The sequence below is a fragment of the Tenacibaculum sp. A30 genome, from assembly GCF_051200845.1.
GTDB lineage: Bacteria > Bacteroidota > Bacteroidia > Flavobacteriales > Flavobacteriaceae > Polaribacter.
This window is the reverse complement of sequence record NZ_CP195160.1, coordinates 1,697,908-1,713,696: the sequence shown is the minus strand read 5'-3', so window position 1 is coordinate 1,713,696 and position 15,789 is coordinate 1,697,908. Positions and strand designations below refer to the sequence as shown.

Annotated in this window: 14 protein-coding genes; 13 read left to right on the top strand and 1 reads right to left on the bottom strand. The window is 32.6% G+C overall.

Annotated features, from left to right (window positions below; all coding sequences use genetic code 11):
* Positions 1–22: 22 nt before the first annotated feature.
* The 13 genes from ACR9ES_RS08195 to ACR9ES_RS08135 all read left to right on the top strand — a co-directional run bounded on the left by ACR9ES_RS08195 (position 23) and on the right by ACR9ES_RS08135 (position 14,793).
* Entirely contained in the window at positions 23–841 is an 819-nt protein-coding gene (locus ACR9ES_RS08195; protein WP_435253857.1) for a sterol desaturase family protein, read from the top strand.
* Between the two features lies 1 nt (position 842).
* On the top strand, positions 843–1,175 hold the full coding sequence (locus ACR9ES_RS08190) for a ferredoxin (protein WP_435253856.1): 333 nt from the start codon (positions 843–845) through the stop codon (positions 1,173–1,175).
* Positions 1,176–1,360: 185 nt separating this feature from the next.
* Positions 1,361–2,521: a homogentisate 1,2-dioxygenase gene (locus ACR9ES_RS08185; protein ID WP_435253855.1), complete on the top strand. Its 1,161-nt coding sequence runs from the start codon at positions 1,361–1,363 to the stop codon at positions 2,519–2,521.
* Between the two features lie 31 nt (positions 2,522–2,552).
* A complete protein-coding gene (locus ACR9ES_RS08180) occupies positions 2,553–2,927 on the top strand; it encodes a four helix bundle protein (RefSeq protein WP_435253854.1) in 375 nt (124 codons plus the stop codon).
* Positions 2,928–2,978: 51 nt separating this feature from the next.
* Positions 2,979–4,139, top strand: coding sequence for a 4-hydroxyphenylpyruvate dioxygenase (gene hppD, locus ACR9ES_RS08175; RefSeq protein WP_028891719.1), 1,161 nt, complete (start codon positions 2,979–2,981; stop codon positions 4,137–4,139).
* Between the two features lie 93 nt (positions 4,140–4,232).
* Positions 4,233–5,150 carry a tryptophan 2,3-dioxygenase family protein gene (locus ACR9ES_RS08170; RefSeq protein WP_435253853.1) on the top strand — a complete coding sequence of 306 codons (918 nt, stop codon included), beginning with the start codon at positions 4,233–4,235 and terminating at the stop codon, positions 5,148–5,150.
* Between the two features lie 101 nt (positions 5,151–5,251).
* Positions 5,252–6,028, top strand: a complete 777-nt coding sequence (locus tag ACR9ES_RS08165) for a DUF3108 domain-containing protein (protein WP_435253852.1) — start codon at positions 5,252–5,254, stop codon at positions 6,026–6,028.
* Positions 6,029–6,126: 98 nt separating this feature from the next.
* Positions 6,127–7,407 (top strand): peptidoglycan DD-metalloendopeptidase family protein, encoded by a 1,281-nt coding sequence (locus ACR9ES_RS08160; RefSeq protein WP_435253851.1) that lies wholly within the window; start codon positions 6,127–6,129, stop codon positions 7,405–7,407.
* 2 nt (positions 7,408–7,409) lie between these two features.
* Positions 7,410–8,981, top strand: a complete 1,572-nt coding sequence (gene pgi, locus ACR9ES_RS08155; RefSeq protein WP_435253850.1) for a glucose-6-phosphate isomerase — start codon at positions 7,410–7,412, stop codon at positions 8,979–8,981.
* Between the two features lie 217 nt (positions 8,982–9,198).
* Entirely contained in the window at positions 9,199–12,387 is a 3,189-nt protein-coding gene (locus tag ACR9ES_RS08150; protein ID WP_435253849.1) for a TonB-dependent receptor, read from the top strand.
* Between the two features lie 96 nt (positions 12,388–12,483).
* A complete protein-coding gene (locus ACR9ES_RS08145) occupies positions 12,484–12,906 on the top strand; it encodes a hypothetical protein (protein ID WP_120186089.1) in 423 nt (140 codons plus the stop codon).
* Between the two features lie 141 nt (positions 12,907–13,047).
* Entirely contained in the window at positions 13,048–13,776 is a 729-nt protein-coding gene (locus ACR9ES_RS08140; RefSeq protein WP_435253848.1) for a lysophospholipid acyltransferase family protein, read from the top strand.
* Between the two features lie 36 nt (positions 13,777–13,812).
* Positions 13,813–14,793: an acyl-ACP desaturase gene (locus ACR9ES_RS08135; protein ID WP_435253847.1), complete on the top strand. Its 981-nt coding sequence runs from the start codon at positions 13,813–13,815 to the stop codon at positions 14,791–14,793.
* A gap of 100 nt (positions 14,794–14,893) precedes the next feature.
* Here the strand turns inward: ACR9ES_RS08135 and ACR9ES_RS08130 are convergent, their stop codons facing one another.
* On the bottom strand, positions 14,894–15,682 hold the full coding sequence (locus tag ACR9ES_RS08130; protein WP_435253846.1) for an amidohydrolase: 789 nt from the start codon (positions 15,680–15,682) through the stop codon (positions 14,894–14,896).
* Between the last annotated feature and the right edge of the window lie 107 nt (positions 15,683–15,789).

Genomic DNA, 15,789 nt, shown 5'->3' with positions numbered 1-15,789 from the left:
TTTGCCTATATTTTTCATTTCCATGTTAGTGGAATACCGAATAGCAAAAGAAAAATATCATGGTAAAGATACCAGAGTATCAATGTTAATGATGGTGTTTTCTGCTATTGTTGAATTTATTCCAAAAATCTTAGCATTTGTGGCTTTTTTCTACTTGCATGAAATTAGCCCATTAAAAGGTATTGTACAACGTCAATGGTGGGCATGGATTTTATTGTTGTTGGCTGATGATTTTGCTTATTACTGGTTCCACCGTTTAAATCACGAAGTACGCTTGTTTTGGGCAGGTCATGTACCACATCATTCGTCAGTGCATATGAATTTAGGAACAGCGTTACGCCAAGGAGTCGGTGAACGTATTCATAAATTTTTCTTTTGGATGTGGATTCCGTTATTAGGATTTGATCCTTTAATGATGTTTACGATGATGGGAATCAGTTTAATTTATCAGTTTTTTGTGCATACAGAATTGGTAGATAAACTGCCAAAACCTATTGAATTCATTTTCAATACACCTTCACATCATAGAGTGCACCATGCTTCTAATATTCGTTACCTAGATTGTAATCATGCAGGAATTTTAATTGTTTGGGATCGTATGTTTGGTACCTTTTCAGAAGAATTAAAAGAAGTTGATAAACCTGTATATGGTCTTACAGTTAATATTGAAACCTTTAATCCCGTAAAAGTAGCAACGCATGAATACGCTGCTATTTGGAGTGATGTCAAAAGAGCTTATAAATGGAGCGACAAACTGAATTATATATTCAATTCACCAGGTTGGACACATGATGGGGAAGATAAAAGAGCGAAAACACTTCGAAAAAAAATGAATTTGTAAGATGGAACAAGATATTACTATAAAAATTACCGATCGTGACGGAGTTACTCACGAGGTACAAGCACCAACAGACATGGCAATGAACTTAATGGAGGTAGTTCGTTCGTACGAATTAGCTCCAGAAGGAACTATTGGTATTTGTGGCGGAATGGCAATGTGCGCATCATGTCAATGCTATGTTAAATCTGATCACTTATTACCAGAAATGGGAGATGATGAAGAAGCAATGCTAGCCGAAGCTTTTTATGTAGAAGACAATAGCCGATTGGGTTGTCAAATACAAATTACACCAGATTTAGATGGTTTAGAGGTAGAATTAGCTCCTGAAAGTTAATAAAAAAACCACACTTTTCTGTATATTTGTAGAACAACAACTAAAGTTCTAGAAATGTATTGGTTAGACCTTTTATCACATTTAAAATTTATGATAAAGCGCAACCCTGAATAGTTGCAACTAGTTAGTTAAAAAAGGAGTTAATTATCAAATTAACACATTAATTAATTATCAAATTATCAAGTATGCCTTTTTATCATAAATTAGGAAAAATTCCACATAAACGACATATACAATTTCGTAAAGAAGACGGAAGTTTATATTACGAACAATTATTTGGTACAATTGGTTTCGACGGAATGTCAACCAACAGTTATCATGAATACAGACCAACAATGGTCAAAGAAATTCGTAAGCAATACTCTATTGCGCCTAAAGTAGCGAAAGAAAACAATATTCAATCGTATCGCTTCAGAGGATTTCAAGTTCCAGCAGAAAATGATTACTTAAAAAGTAGGAAAGTAGTTCTTACTAATTCTGAATGTAATATCATTTTATCGGCCCCAAAAGAATCTACCAAAGATTACTTTTATAAAAATACAGATGCAGATGAGGTAATTTTCATCCACAAAGGAACTGGGAAATTACGTACGATGTTAGGGAATTTAGATTTCAAATACGGAGACTACTTAGTAATTCCTCGTGGAATCATTTATAAATTAGATTTCGATACGGAAGATAACAGATTATTTATCGTAGAATCATATCGTCCGGTATACACTCCAAAAAGATACCGTAACTGGTTTGGGCAATTATTAGAACATTCACCATTTTGTGAGCGTGATATCCGTAGACCAGAAGAGTTAGAAACGCATGATGAAAAAGGCGATTTCGTTATCAATGTAAAAAAACAAGATGAAATTATTGAAATGGTGTACGCAACACATCCATTTGATGTGGTTGGATACGATGGATATAACTATCCGTATGCATTTTCAATTCACGATTTCGAACCAATAACAGGGCGTATTCATCAACCGCCACCAGTGCATCAAACTTTTGAAACAGATGCTTTTGTAATCTGTAGTTTTGTACCAAGGTTATACGACTACCACCCGCAGGCTATCCCAGCACCATACAACCACAGTAATATTGATTCTGACGAAGTATTGTATTATGTAGATGGTGATTTTATGAGTAGAAACGATATTGCTCCAGGACATATATCGTTACACCCAGCAGGAATTCCTCACGGACCACATCCAGGTGCTACTGAAAGAAGTATCGGTGAAACTGTAACTGAAGAACTAGCCGTAATGGTTGATACTTTTAAACCGTTAAAAGTAACCGAAGAAGCTATGAAAATAGCAGATGAAGATTATTACAAATCTTGGTTAGAGGAGTAATTAGTTAATTTGATAATTAGGAAATGAGCTAATGATGATTTTTTCGAAAAGTGATAAGTATCAAAATAATCCTATTTTAAAAGAAACCTTTGAGTTTTCCCTTGAAATAGTCAGATATTCGGAATCACTAGAAGAAAAAAGAAAGTTTGTTTTAGCTAAACAAATTATTCGATCAGGAACATCAATAGGAGCTAATGTTAAAGAAGCACAAAATGCTGAAAGTAAAGCTGATTTCATTCACAAAATGAAAATAGCTTTAAAAGAGGCTGATGAAACCGAATATTGGTTGTTTTTATGTGAAAATCTAGATTCATATCCTAATCCAGGTAAACTAATAGAGAAACTAAATACAATTATTAAAATTTTAAACAAAATAATTAGCAGCTCAAAACGTATTAGTAGTTGAGTTACTTAGCAAAAACATTCGCTAATTCGCTAATCAACAAATTATCACATCATGAGTAAGGAAATAAAATCAGTAAACTACGGTTTAGAAAAAATATTTGAAGGAGCGCAAGACTTCTTACCACTTTTAGGAACAGATTATGTAGAGTTTTATGTAGGAAATGCAAAACAAGCAGCGCATTTTTATAAAACAGCATTCGGGTTTCAATCGTTAGCCTATAAAGGACTAGAAACAGGTTCAAAAGAAGAAGTAAGCTATGTATTAGTACAAGATAAAATCCGATTAGTACTAACGACTCCTTTAAACAGTAAGTCACCAATTAATGAGCATATTGTAAAACATGGTGATGGAGTTAAAGTAGTAGCACTTTGGGTTGAAGATGCTAGAAAAGCTTATGAAGAAACAACTTCAAGAGGAGCAAAATCATACATGGAGCCAACTGTTGAAACAGATGAGCACGGAGAAGTTGTAAGAGCGGGAATTTACACGTATGGAGAAACAGTTCATATGTTTGTAGAGCGTAAAAATTACAACGGAACATTTTTACCAGGTTTCCAAAAATGGGAATCAGATTATAATCCACCAACAGCAGGATTAAAATATATCGATCATATGGTTGGTAATGTGGGTTGGAATCAAATGGATGTTTGGGTAAAATGGTATGAAGATGTAATGGGATTTGAAAACTTCTTATCATTTGATGACAAACAAATTCATACAGAATATTCGGCTTTAATGAGTAAAGTAATGTCTAACGGAAACGGAAGAATCAAATTCCCAATTAACGAGCCAGCTGAAGGAAAAAAACGTTCTCAAATTGAAGAATATTTAGATTTTTATGAAGGAGCAGGAGTACAACACATTGCTGTTGCTACTGATGATATTATAAAAACAGTAAGTCAATTAAGATCTCAAGGGGTAGAATTTTTATCAACTCCACCAGAAGAATATTACAAAGCAGTTCCAGGAAGATTAGAAGAATTTAGTCACGAGTTAAGAGAAGATATTGAAAAGCTAAAATCTCTAGGAATTATGATTGATGCTGATGAAGAAGGGTATTTATTACAAATCTTTACAAAACCAGTAGAAGATCGTCCTACGTTATTCTTTGAAATTATCCAACGTATGGGGGCTCGTGGTTTTGGAGCAGGAAACTTTAAAGCGTTGTTCGAATCAATCGAAAGAGAGCAAGAATTAAGAGGAACGTTATAGACTAATAGATAATAGAAAAAAGAGAAAAGAAAATAGATGGTTTTACTGTCTATTTTCTCTTTTCTCTTTTCTTTTTTCTCAAACAAATGTAAAATGAGCAAAGAAGAAATATTAAAAGCAATAGAAGAAAAATACGATAAGTTAGGTGTTCCTGTAGAAGCAATGCTTGAAGGATTACTTTGGAGCGAACCTATAACTTATTGGGATTATATACAAACAGATGCACTTTTAGGGTTACAGATTCCAAGAACAACATTACCTGATGAAATGGTGTTTATCATGTATCATCAAGTAAACGAATTATTGTTCAAAATGATTTTGTGGGAAATTGATCAGGTAGCAAAATCTGAAGAAATTACAGCAGAAAAGTTTTCTAAACATCTAATGCGTATTAGCCGCTATTTTGATATGTTGTGTAGTTCGTTTACAGTGATGGGTGACGGAATGGATGTAGAACAATACTTAAAATTCCGTAACACACTTACACCTGCAAGTGGTTTTCAAAGCGCACAATATCGTAAAATTGAGTTTGCATCAACAGATTTGATTAATTTGATAGATGCTCGTTATAGAGATACGATTGATAGAAATTCATCATTTAAAAATGCTTACGATCATTTGTATTGGCAAGCAGCAGGAAAAAACTACACCACAGGTCAAAAAACCACCTTATTAACGTTGTTTGAAAAGAAGTATATGGGTGATTTTATCGATTTTATGGAAGATTATAATGATTGTAACCTTTCAAAAAAATTCAAACAATTACCAGATGATGTTCAAAATGATGAAACGTTAATCAAAGCAATGCGTCATTATGATTATACTGTAAATGTAAAATGGGTAATGGCTCATTACAATGCCGCAGGAAAATACCTTGGAGGTGAAGAAGGTGATATAGAAGCTACTGGTGGTAGTAACTGGCGTAAGTATTTGCATCCTAAATATCAGAGAAGAATTTTCTTCCCATATCTATGGAGTGAAGAAGAATTAAAAAACTGGGGAACTTTTTAACCAGTATAACAATAAAATAAAAGCTGTTTAATGTTCCGTTAAACAGCTTTTTTGATTTTTGGAATAGTAATTGTTTATCAATTTTCATAAGTTTGAATATTATGAGAAAAAGAATATTATTTTTTACGTTTTTAGTCGTTGTGCAAAGTTTCTTTGCGCAAGAAAACCCTGTAGCATATAAGAGCGGTGAGTGGTTACGATTTGATATGAGTTATAGCGGATTTTTAAAAGCAGGAACGGCTGTTTTACAATTAAAGGAGAAGAACTTAAATAATAAAAAAGTGCTTCATGCTGTAGGAACTGGAAAAACAACAGGAGTTATTAGCTGGTTTTTTAAGGTTGAAGACAGGTATGAGAGTTATTTTGGAATTGATAAAGTTCAACCGTATTTATTCAAAAGAAAAATTGATGAAGGTGGGCATAAAAAGAATCGTCATATAACTTTTAACCATCAAAAAAATACGGCATACGTTCAAGATTTTTTGAAACAAAAAGATACATTGATTTCAGTAAAATCCCCTCAAGATATGATTTCTACCTTTTATTTCTTAAGAAGTCAAGATACAGAAAACATGAAAAAAGGTGAAGAAATTGAACTCGATATGTTTTTTGATAATAAAAGTTATCCGTTCAAATTACGTTTTTTAGGCAACGAAACGGTTAAAACAAAGTTTGGTAAAGTAAAAACCCAAAAGTTTAGACCTTTAGTTCAAGCAGGTAGAGTTTTCAAGGAAAAAGAAAGTGTAACTATTTGGATTTCAGCAGATGATAATAAAATACCTATCAAGATGAGAGCTTCTTTAGCTGTTGGTTCATTGCGTGCAGATTTAGATGCATATAAAGGTTTAGCAAACCCTTTTGAAATTGTTGTAGATTAAAAAAGTAATATATGCTGTTTATGAATTGTTAAAGTGTAAGAAAAAATACTATTTATTTGTACTTTTGCGCATAAACTCAAATCTAAAGTAGCTTTTTTTTGAAAAAAATAATCCTTCCATTTATTATCGCCTTACTTCTGTTTTCTTGTAAAGAAGAAAAGAAAGTAGTTATAACAGAACCCGTTGAGATAAAAGAACCAGAGCCAGTTATAGCTTACGGTTTTAATTTAGATAATTTTACTGTTATTAACGATACGATTAAGGAAGGCGAAAGTTTTGGAGTAATTATGGATAGACATCGTGTGATGTATCCTAAAATAAATGAAATCGCTACAAAAATTAAAGATACTTTTGATGTAAGAAGAGTTCGATCTGGAAGAGCATACACCATTTTAGCATCTAAAGATACCTTAGAACAAGCCAAAGTTTTTATTTATAAACACAACAAAGTTGAAGCTACAATTATTGATTTTAAAGATTCTATAATTTCAGCGTACAAGTACAGAAAACCGATTAAAACGGTACAGAAAGAAATAGCAGGTAAAATTTATTCAAATCTTTCGGTTACGATGGATAGTTTACAATTAAAACCTACGCTTACGAATACGGTTGCAGATATTTATGCGTGGACATTAGATTTTTATCGATTACAAAGAGGAGATAAGTTCAAGTTAATTTATGAAGAAAAATTTATAAATGACACTGTTTTTGTAGGTTATGGAGAAGTAAAAGCAGCTGTTTTTAGTCATGGAGGAGAAGATTTATATGCGTATAAATTTGTTGCTGATTCAATTAAACAAATTCCTGAGTATTATGATCAAGATGGGAATATGTTGCGTCGAGCTTTTTTAAAATCTCCAATTAAATTTCAATACCGAATTTCTTCACGATATAATTTAAGAAGGAGGATTAAGCTATATGGTAATAAAGTAAGAGCACACAAAGGAACTGATTTTGCTGCACCTTATGGAACAGAAATTATGACCACCGCTAGCGGAACGGTTGTAGAATCTGCCAGAAGAGGAGGTAATGGGAATTACGTAAAGGTTAAACATAATAGCACCTATACAACTCAATATTTACATATGAAGAGACGTAATGTGCGTGTTGGAGATTACGTAAAACAAGGAGATATAATAGGTTGGGTAGGAATGACAGGAAATACGAGTGGTCCGCATGTGTGTTATCGTTTCTGGAAAAATGGTAGACAAGTAGACCCGTTTAGAGAAAAACTTCCTTCAGCAGAACCTTTGGCAGCAGAAATTAAACCTACGTATTTTGAGTTTATAAAACCGTTGAAAAGACAATTAGATAGTATACAATTCCCTCAACCAGAACCTCTTTCATTTAAAGAAAAAGAAATATTAGCTACGAATTAACTATGCCTTTACTTAACATAAAGCCAACTGAAACTGTTGCTTGGGAAAAATTAACAAAACACTTTCAACAAGCAAAAGAGTATGAGTTGAAAGAATTGTTTCTTAAAAATAAGAACAGAAAAGAAGAGTTTTCTATTAGTTTAGATGAATTACAAGTTGATTTTTCTAAAAATAGAATTACTCAAGAAACGATAGATTTATTGGTTTCATTGGCTGAAGAAGCGGAACTAAAAGATGCTATTGAAAAATACTTTTCAGGAGATAAAATTAACGTTACTGAAAATAGGGCAGTATTACATACAGCTTTAAGAAGCAGTTCTGATATTCCAGTTTTTGTAGAAGGAAAAGATGTAAAACCTAAAATCCAAACGGCTTTACGTAAAATGAAAGCTTTTAGTAATAAAGTTATTTCAGGAAAATGGAAAGGTTTTACAGGAAAAGCTATTACAGATATTGTTAATATAGGTGTTGGAGGATCAGACTTGGGACCTCAAATGGTTGTTGAAGCACTTCAGTTTTATAAAAATAAGCTAAATACTCATTTTGTATCTAATATTGATGGAGATCATGTTTTTGAGATTTTAAAAAAGGTTAATCCAGAAACGACTTTATTTATTGTTGTTTCAAAAAGTTTTACGACTCAAGAAACAATGAGTAATGCAAATACCATTCGAGATTGGTTTTTGAAATCAGCCACAGTTTTTGACATATCTAAACATTTTGTGGCAGTTTCATGTAATATGAAAGCTGTTGATAGTTTTGGAATTGACAAGAAAAATGTATTTCCGATGTGGGATTGGGTTGGAGGCAGATTCTCCCTTTGGTCAGCCGTAGGTTTGTCAATTTGTTTGTCTGTTGGATTTGATAATTTTAAAGAGTTATTGAAAGGAGCAGAAAAAGTTGATGAACATTTTAGAGCAACTAATTTTGATGAAAATATCCCTGTTTTACTAGCTTTACTAAGTATTTGGTATAACAATTTTTTTGATGCTGAAACAGAATTAGTACTTCCTTATAGTCAATATTTAGCAAAATTTCCAGAGCACTTACAACAAGCTATAATGGAAAGTAATGGTAAAAATGTTGATAGAAATGGAGATGAAGTCGATTACCAAACAGGAACTATTATTTGGGGAGGAACAGGTGTAAACTCCCAGCATGCGTTCATGCAGTTACTACACCACGGTACCAAATTAATTCCATCGGATTTTATTGGTTTTAGAGAACCATTATACGACTTTGAAGACCATCATGAGAAATTGATGGCAAACTATTATGCTCAACAAGACGCACTAGCTTTTGGAAGAACAAAAGAAGAAGCTCATTTAGAGTTGAAATTAAATGGTCAAGCAAGTCAAATAAATCAACTTTTACCATATAAAGTTTTTAAAGGGAATCATCCAAGTAATTCTATGCTGTTCGATAAACTGTCGCCCTATACTTTGGGAATGTTATTAGCTATTTACGAACATAAAATTTTTACTCAAGGAGTAATATGGAATATCTTTTCATATGATCAATTTGGAGTAGAACTAGGAAAAGAATTGGCTCAAAAGAACTTAGTTAACGATTAAACTTCTGTCAATCGTATTTATTTTTATTTCTTTAACTTATAATTAGGTTTTGTTAACAACTCTGTTGATATATAATTGACTGGTAATCAGATTTGTTTTTCAGTTTTATTAACTTAAAGCGTCTTAAATTCTTGTTAAAACTTAACATTAATTTAATATTAGCCATATGTAAAAGCAGGATATTTGCACCTGCATTTAATAACAATTAGATTAAAAAATGAAAACATTTAAAAATGTATTACTTGTAGCTTTGTTTTTTGCAACAGCTACGGTTTTAGGGCAAGGAGTAACAACTTCTTCCATTGGAGGGAAAGTAACAGATCCTACTGGAGAGTCTTTACCAGGAGCGAATGTTGTTGCTGTTCACACACCGACAGGAACAAAGTATGGTGCATCAACCGACTTTGATGGTTATTTTAGAATTACTAACATGAAATCAGGAGGACCTTATACGGTTACTATTTCTTTTGTTGGTCTAAAAAATTACGAGCAAAGTAATGTTGTTTTAGGTTTAGGGGAATCTAAAAGATTTACAGTTGTAATGGTAGAAGACGCTAATACTTTAGAAGAAGTAGTAATTACAGCTCAGAATAACGGTGTTTTTGGATCTGATAAAAATGGATCAGAAACAACTATTTCTCAAAAACAAATTCAAAATTTACCTTCTGTATCTAGAGGTATAGCTGACTTTGTTAGATTGACACCTCAAGCACAAATTACAGATGATAATGTTATCTCAATAGCAGGTCAAAATAATAGATATAATGCTATTTATATTGATGGTGCTGTAAACAATGATGTTTTTGGGTTAGCAGCTTCAGGAACAAATGGAGGTCAAACAGGAGTAAACCCATTTTCTGTTGATGCAATAGAATCATTTCAAGTTAACGTAGCTCCTTTTGATGTGAAAATTTCTGGTTTTTCTGGTGGTGCTATTAGTGCAATAACAAGATCAGGAACAAATGAATTTGAAGGATCTGCTTATGCTTTTGTAAGAAATGAAAGCTTAGCGGGTAAAACTCCATACGCTATTTCAGAAAATAATCGCAAGAAATTAGACGAGTTTACTGCTTTAACTTATGGAGCAAGAGTTGGAGGTCCAATAATTAAAGATAAATTATTTTTCTTCGTAAACTATGAAAGGCAAGATGATGAAACTCCACAGCCTTATGATATTGCTAATTATAATGGAGCTTCTTCTGCAGCTGATTTAGAGAACTTAAGCAGCTTTTTACAAAATACTTATGGTTATAACCCAGGAGGGTATGCAAATAACACGGATAAATTAAGTAGTCATAAATTTATTGCGAAATTAGATTGGAATATAAATGATAAGCATAAATTATCGTTAAAACACTCTTATGTTAACGCTGAACAAGTTAATGCTAGTAGATCTACAAACTCTACCATAAATTTCTATAATTCTGCTATCTTTTTTCCATCAGAAACTAATTCTACGTCGTTAGAGTTTAATTCAAGATTTAATGATAAGTTTTCAAACAATTTAGTTGTGGGTTATACTTCGGTTAGAGATGATAGAGACCCTTTTGGTAACCCTTTCCCTTATGTAAGAATTGATGATGGAGATGGAACTATTCGTTTAGGATCAGAACAATACTCAACAGCAAACTTGTTAGAGCAAGATATTCTTACAATAACAAACAATTTTGAGATTTTCTCTGGAAGACATAAGTTTACAATAGGAACACATAATGAGTTTGCTTCAGCAAAAAACTTATTTTTTGCAAATAATTTTGGTTATTATGAGTACGATTCTGTAGCTGATTTTATAGCGGGAGGAGCACCGTCTAACTACCAACGAGGGTATTCTTTGTTGGCTCCTGGTGTGGGAGACTCTTCTAGTGGAGCTTCAGAATTTGCTACATCTCAATTAGGTTTCTATATCCAAGATGAAGTTGATATTACAGATAACTTTAAGTTTTCAGCAGGTTTACGTTTAGATATTCCATTATGGGAAGACGGTGTAGCTAATGATGACTTTAATACAAGAACCGCAGCTTTATTAGGAGGTAGATTACAAGGAGCTAGGGTTGGTAAGAAAGTTAATACAAAACTATATTTTTCTCCGAGATTAGGATTTAATTGGAATGTTAAAGGTGAGTCTAAAACTCAAATTAGAGGAGGATTTGGTATCTTCGTATCTAGATTACCTTTGGTGTGGCCAGGAGGTACATATAACAATAACGGTATAACAGGAGGTTATTATTTTACAAATAATGGGGTAGCTTCATTTAACCCAGATGTAAATTCTCAACCAGTTGATGCTGTTCCTGGAAGTGGACAAGTAGGAGGAAATATAGACTTATTTGCACCTTCATTTGAATTACCTCAAGTAGTAAAATATAACTTAGCAGTTGATCAAAAATTACCTGGAGGGTTTATTTTAAGCGTAGACGCTTTATATAACGATAACTTAAAGGCTATTTATTATCAAAACATCAATCTTAAAAACCCAACTCAAACTCTTACAGGAACGGGTGATAATAGACCATTATGGAATAGGAGCGATAGAATTGACTCAACTTATGACGGTATATATTTAGCTTCAAACACTAATAAAGGTCATTCTTGGAATACTTCTATAACTTTAAGAAAAACCCCTATTTATGGTTTCAATGGTAGTGTAACATATAGTTATGGAGACTCTAAAAGCATTTTTGAGGGAACAAGCTCTCAAAACAGTTCTCAATGGAGAAACCAATTATCTGTAAATGGTAAAAATAGATCTGAACTAGCGAGATCTCAGTTTGCTCAAGGTCATAGAGTTTTAGCAAATGTTGGTTATGAGTATAAGTGGAATGAAAACTTAAAAACTGCTATCTCTTTTGTTTATGAAGGTAAACAAGGATCTCCTTTTTCATATGTTTATAGAGAGGGAAGAGATTTATTAAATGATGATTCAAGAGATAATGCTTTAATGTATGTTCCTGTAGACGCTAGTGATATTGTATTAGTTGATGGAGCTAACGGTTTAACAGCAGCTGAACAATGGGAAGGATTAAATAATTATATTGAAAATGATGAGTATTTAAGAACACGTCGCGGTCAATATGTAGAAAGAAATGCTCAGTTTGGACCTTGGAGTCATGTAGTTGATATGAAGTTAATTCAAGATTTCTCTTTAAATTTAGGTAAGAAAAAACATACTTTACAAGCAACCTTCGATATTTTCAACTTTACTAACTTATTAAATAAAGAATGGGGTACAAGAAAGTTTGTATCTAACTTTGGAGAAGCTTCTATTTTAAGAACAGAAGGAATTAATGGAACAACTCCTGAGTTTAGCTTTAATCCTGATGCAACAAACATCTATTCTGTAGATGATTCAGGATTAAACTCATCTCGTTGGCAAATGCAAGTAGGTTTAAGATATATCTTTAAGTAATTTCAAACTGAAAGTAAATTTAAACCACCTCAATTGAGGTGGTTTTTTTATGCAGAAAAATCAGTACTTTTACAGATATAAAACTTAAAAATCATGATGAAAACATTACACTCTTATTGGGCATACGTTGTATTAGCAGTTTTAATATTTACGGTAGTAAATGCTATTATAGGATTAGTACAAAAAAAAGAATTTACCCACAAAGAGTTCCGTTTAGGGTTATTTACATTAATAACAGCTCATATTCAATTATTAATTGGTTTAGGATGGTATTTTATGTCTCCTTGGTATAAAGCTTTAAAAGCTAATGGAGGAGAAGTAATGAAAGAATCAGCAGCAAGATTACTAGCTGTAGAGCATCCATTAATGATGATAATTGCTATTGTATTAATAACAATTGGATGGTCTAAACACAAAAAACAAGTAAAAAGCGAAGCTAAGTTTAAAACCTTTGCCATCTTTTACGGATTGGCTTTACTACTAATTCTCTCAAGAATTCCTTGGAGCAACTGGTTTTAAGATAAAATTATAGTCCCGCTTTCGCGGGATTTTTTATTTTTACGCACTAGTAAAGTTTTAAGAATGAAATCAGTATGTTTTCTAAACGACATTTTGTTCTTAAAAAAACAAAACTAGCAAACAACAAAACAACTAAATAGAATGAAGATTTTAAGTTATATTTTCTCATCAATCTTTGCATTGGTGTTTTTTTCGCTATTGTTAATTTTTCATCCAATACAATGGATTGGGTTGAAGTTTTTTGGTCAAGAAGGACATCAAAATGTAGTAAATATCATGAATTGGTTTCTTGTTAAATCATTATTGATTTTAGGAATTCGAGTTCAATTTGAAAACAAACACAACTTACCAGAAAATACCACCTTAATTTTTGTAGCCAATCATCAAAGTACATTTGATATTCCGCCAATTATTTGGTATCTTAGAAGATACTACCCAAAATTTGTATCAAAAAAAGAACTAGGAAAAGGAATTCCTAGCATTTCCTTCAATTTAAAATACGGGGGGGCTGCTTTAATTGATAGAAAAGACCCTAAACAAGCCTTATCAGAATTAGGAAAGTTTGCTAAGAGAATTAATGAAAATAACTGGTCTGCAGCTATTTTTCCAGAAGGAACCCGAAGCAGAACAGGAAAACCAAAGGCATTCTCTGTAAACGGACTTAAAATGATTGCAAAATACAATCCAGAAGCGTATGTGGTACCCTTATCAATCAATAATTCGTGGAAAGTATTTAAATATGGAAAATTTCCATTAGGAATAGGAAGTCCTATAAAGATCCAAACTCACGAACCTATAAAAGTAAACAGTTTACCGTTTGATGAGTTAATAGCAAAAACAGAAGCAGCTGTAAAGTCTGCTATATATTAAACAAAACAAACAACAATAAATATAAACCCTTAAATTATGTCGATACAAAACATTAGAAAGGAAGTAATGCAAACGCTGGAAAAAAACATTGACAGTTTTGTAGACAAATTCTTGATGCCAATCGAAAGAATTTGGCAGCCAACCGATTTTCTCCCCAATTCACAAAAAGATTCTTTTATTGATGAAGTAAAAGAAATTCAAGAACTTTCAAAAGAACTTGATGATGATTTTTGGGTGGTTTTAGTTGGAGATACTATTACTGAAGAAGCTTTGCCAACGTATGAGTCGTGGTTATTAGACTTAGACGGAGTTACACAACAACCAGATAATGGTTGGGCAAAATGGATTCGTGCTTGGACAGCGGAAGAAAACCGTCACGGAGATGTGTTAAACAAATATTTATATCTTTCAGGAAGAGTGAATATGCGAGAAGTAGAAGTATCTACACAGCATTTAATAGCAGACGGATTTGATATTGGTACAGCTACTGACCCTTATAAAAACTTTGTATATACAAGTTTTCAGGAGCTAGCAACGTATGTTTCACATTTAAATGTGGCAAAAATAGCCAAGAAAAAGGGGCACAAAGCCTTGGCAAAAATGTCTCGAATTATTGCGGGAGATGAAATGCGTCATCACCTAGCGTATACAGAGTTTGTAAAAGAAATCTTTAAGATAGATCCAAGTGAAATGATGTTGGCGTTTCAACACATGATGAAACACAAAATTGTAATGCCTGCAATGCATTTAAGAGAGTCTTTTGGAGAAAAAGGAAGTTTGTTTGATGATTTCTCAACAGTAGCGCAAAGAATAGGTGTATACACTGGCTTTGACTATGTTGACATTCTTAAAAAGTTGAATGAAACTTGGGAAATTGATAAAATCACCAATTTAACTCCAGAAGCAGAAAAAGCACGTGATTTCTTAATGAAATTACCAGACAGAATGTACCGAATCACAGAACGTATCGTAGTACCTGATACAAAGTTCAATTTTAAATGGATGATTCCTGCATAAACTGATTAAGTAGCGTCATTACGAACGGTAGTGAAGTAATCTTCTGGTTTATAGTTATTCTATAAACAGATTACTTCGTCATAAATTCCTCGTAATGACGTTATTTTTTAATAACAAAGGCATCTCTGTCATCTAAAAAACAAAATCGATCACGAATTTTCGTTTGTGCTTCTTTATTTAATTCTACTATCAATACTTCTTCAGTTCCTTGGTTGTTTTTAGCAAAACAATTGCCTAGAGTATCGTAACAAACCGTATTACCAGTATATTCATAACCGTTAACGTCTACTCCTACTCTATTTACACCAATGGTATAGCTCATGTTTTCAATTGCGCGAGCTTTTAATAAGCTGTCCCATGCTTCAATACGAGGCTTAGGCCAACTAGCTACATATAGTAATAAATCGTAATTTTCAGTATTTCTAGCCCATACAGGAAAGCGTAAATCATAACAAATTAACGGACAAATTTTCCATCCTTTGTAGTCAACGATGGTTCTTTCAGTTCCTGCAGAAAATACCTCATGTTCACCTGCCAGTGTAAAGGTGTGTTTTTTGTTATATGAATCTATGTTTCCTGAAGGATGCACAAACAACAAACGATTGTAAAAACAATCATTTTCACGAATAACAATACTACCTACAATAGCTGTGGATTTTTTTTGAGCCAAATATTGTAGCCATTGTACCGTTTCACCTTCCATAGTTTCAGCAACAATTGAAGCATTCATAGTAAATCCTGTAGTAAACATCTCAGGTAAAACGACTAAATCAATTTTATCTGACAAACCACTGATTTTTTCTTCAAATCGTTTTCTATTTTCTGATGGATTTTCCCAAACCAAATCTGATTGAATCAAAGCTACTTTTAAAATATTCGTTGTATTCATGAATATGCACCGTTTGTATTATCAAAAATAGGATAAAAATTGTACTTTCGATTTGGGTAAAAGAAAACAACCGATTTTCCTTTCGCCTAACGCCTAATACCTTTTTA

Excerpts from the sequence above, each read along its gene's own strand:
- ACR9ES_RS08170 (WP_435253853.1), top strand. The coding sequence starts at position 4,233 with ATGAGCAAAGAAGAAATATTAAAAGCAATAGAAGAAAAATACGATAAG.
- ACR9ES_RS08130 (WP_435253846.1), bottom strand. The coding sequence starts at position 15,682 with ATGAATACAACGAATATTTTAAAAGTAGCTTTGATTCAATCAGATTTG.
- ACR9ES_RS08145 (WP_120186089.1), top strand. The coding sequence starts at position 12,484 with ATGAAAACATTACACTCTTATTGGGCATACGTTGTATTAGCAGTTTTA.
- hppD (WP_028891719.1), top strand. The coding sequence starts at position 2,979 with ATGAGTAAGGAAATAAAATCAGTAAACTACGGTTTAGAAAAAATATTT.
- pgi (WP_435253850.1), top strand. The coding sequence starts at position 7,410 with ATGCCTTTACTTAACATAAAGCCAACTGAAACTGTTGCTTGGGAAAAA.
- ACR9ES_RS08165 (WP_435253852.1), top strand. The coding sequence starts at position 5,252 with ATGAGAAAAAGAATATTATTTTTTACGTTTTTAGTCGTTGTGCAAAGT.
- ACR9ES_RS08135 (WP_435253847.1), top strand. The coding sequence starts at position 13,813 with ATGTCGATACAAAACATTAGAAAGGAAGTAATGCAAACGCTGGAAAAA.
- ACR9ES_RS08190 (WP_435253856.1), top strand. The coding sequence starts at position 843 with ATGGAACAAGATATTACTATAAAAATTACCGATCGTGACGGAGTTACT.
- ACR9ES_RS08185 (WP_435253855.1), top strand. The coding sequence starts at position 1,361 with ATGCCTTTTTATCATAAATTAGGAAAAATTCCACATAAACGACATATA.
- ACR9ES_RS08195 (WP_435253857.1), top strand. The coding sequence starts at position 23 with ATGTTAGTGGAATACCGAATAGCAAAAGAAAAATATCATGGTAAAGAT.
- ACR9ES_RS08180 (WP_435253854.1), top strand. The coding sequence starts at position 2,553 with ATGATGATTTTTTCGAAAAGTGATAAGTATCAAAATAATCCTATTTTA.
- ACR9ES_RS08140 (WP_435253848.1), top strand. The coding sequence starts at position 13,048 with ATGAAGATTTTAAGTTATATTTTCTCATCAATCTTTGCATTGGTGTTT.
- ACR9ES_RS08150 (WP_435253849.1), top strand. The coding sequence starts at position 9,199 with ATGAAAACATTTAAAAATGTATTACTTGTAGCTTTGTTTTTTGCAACA.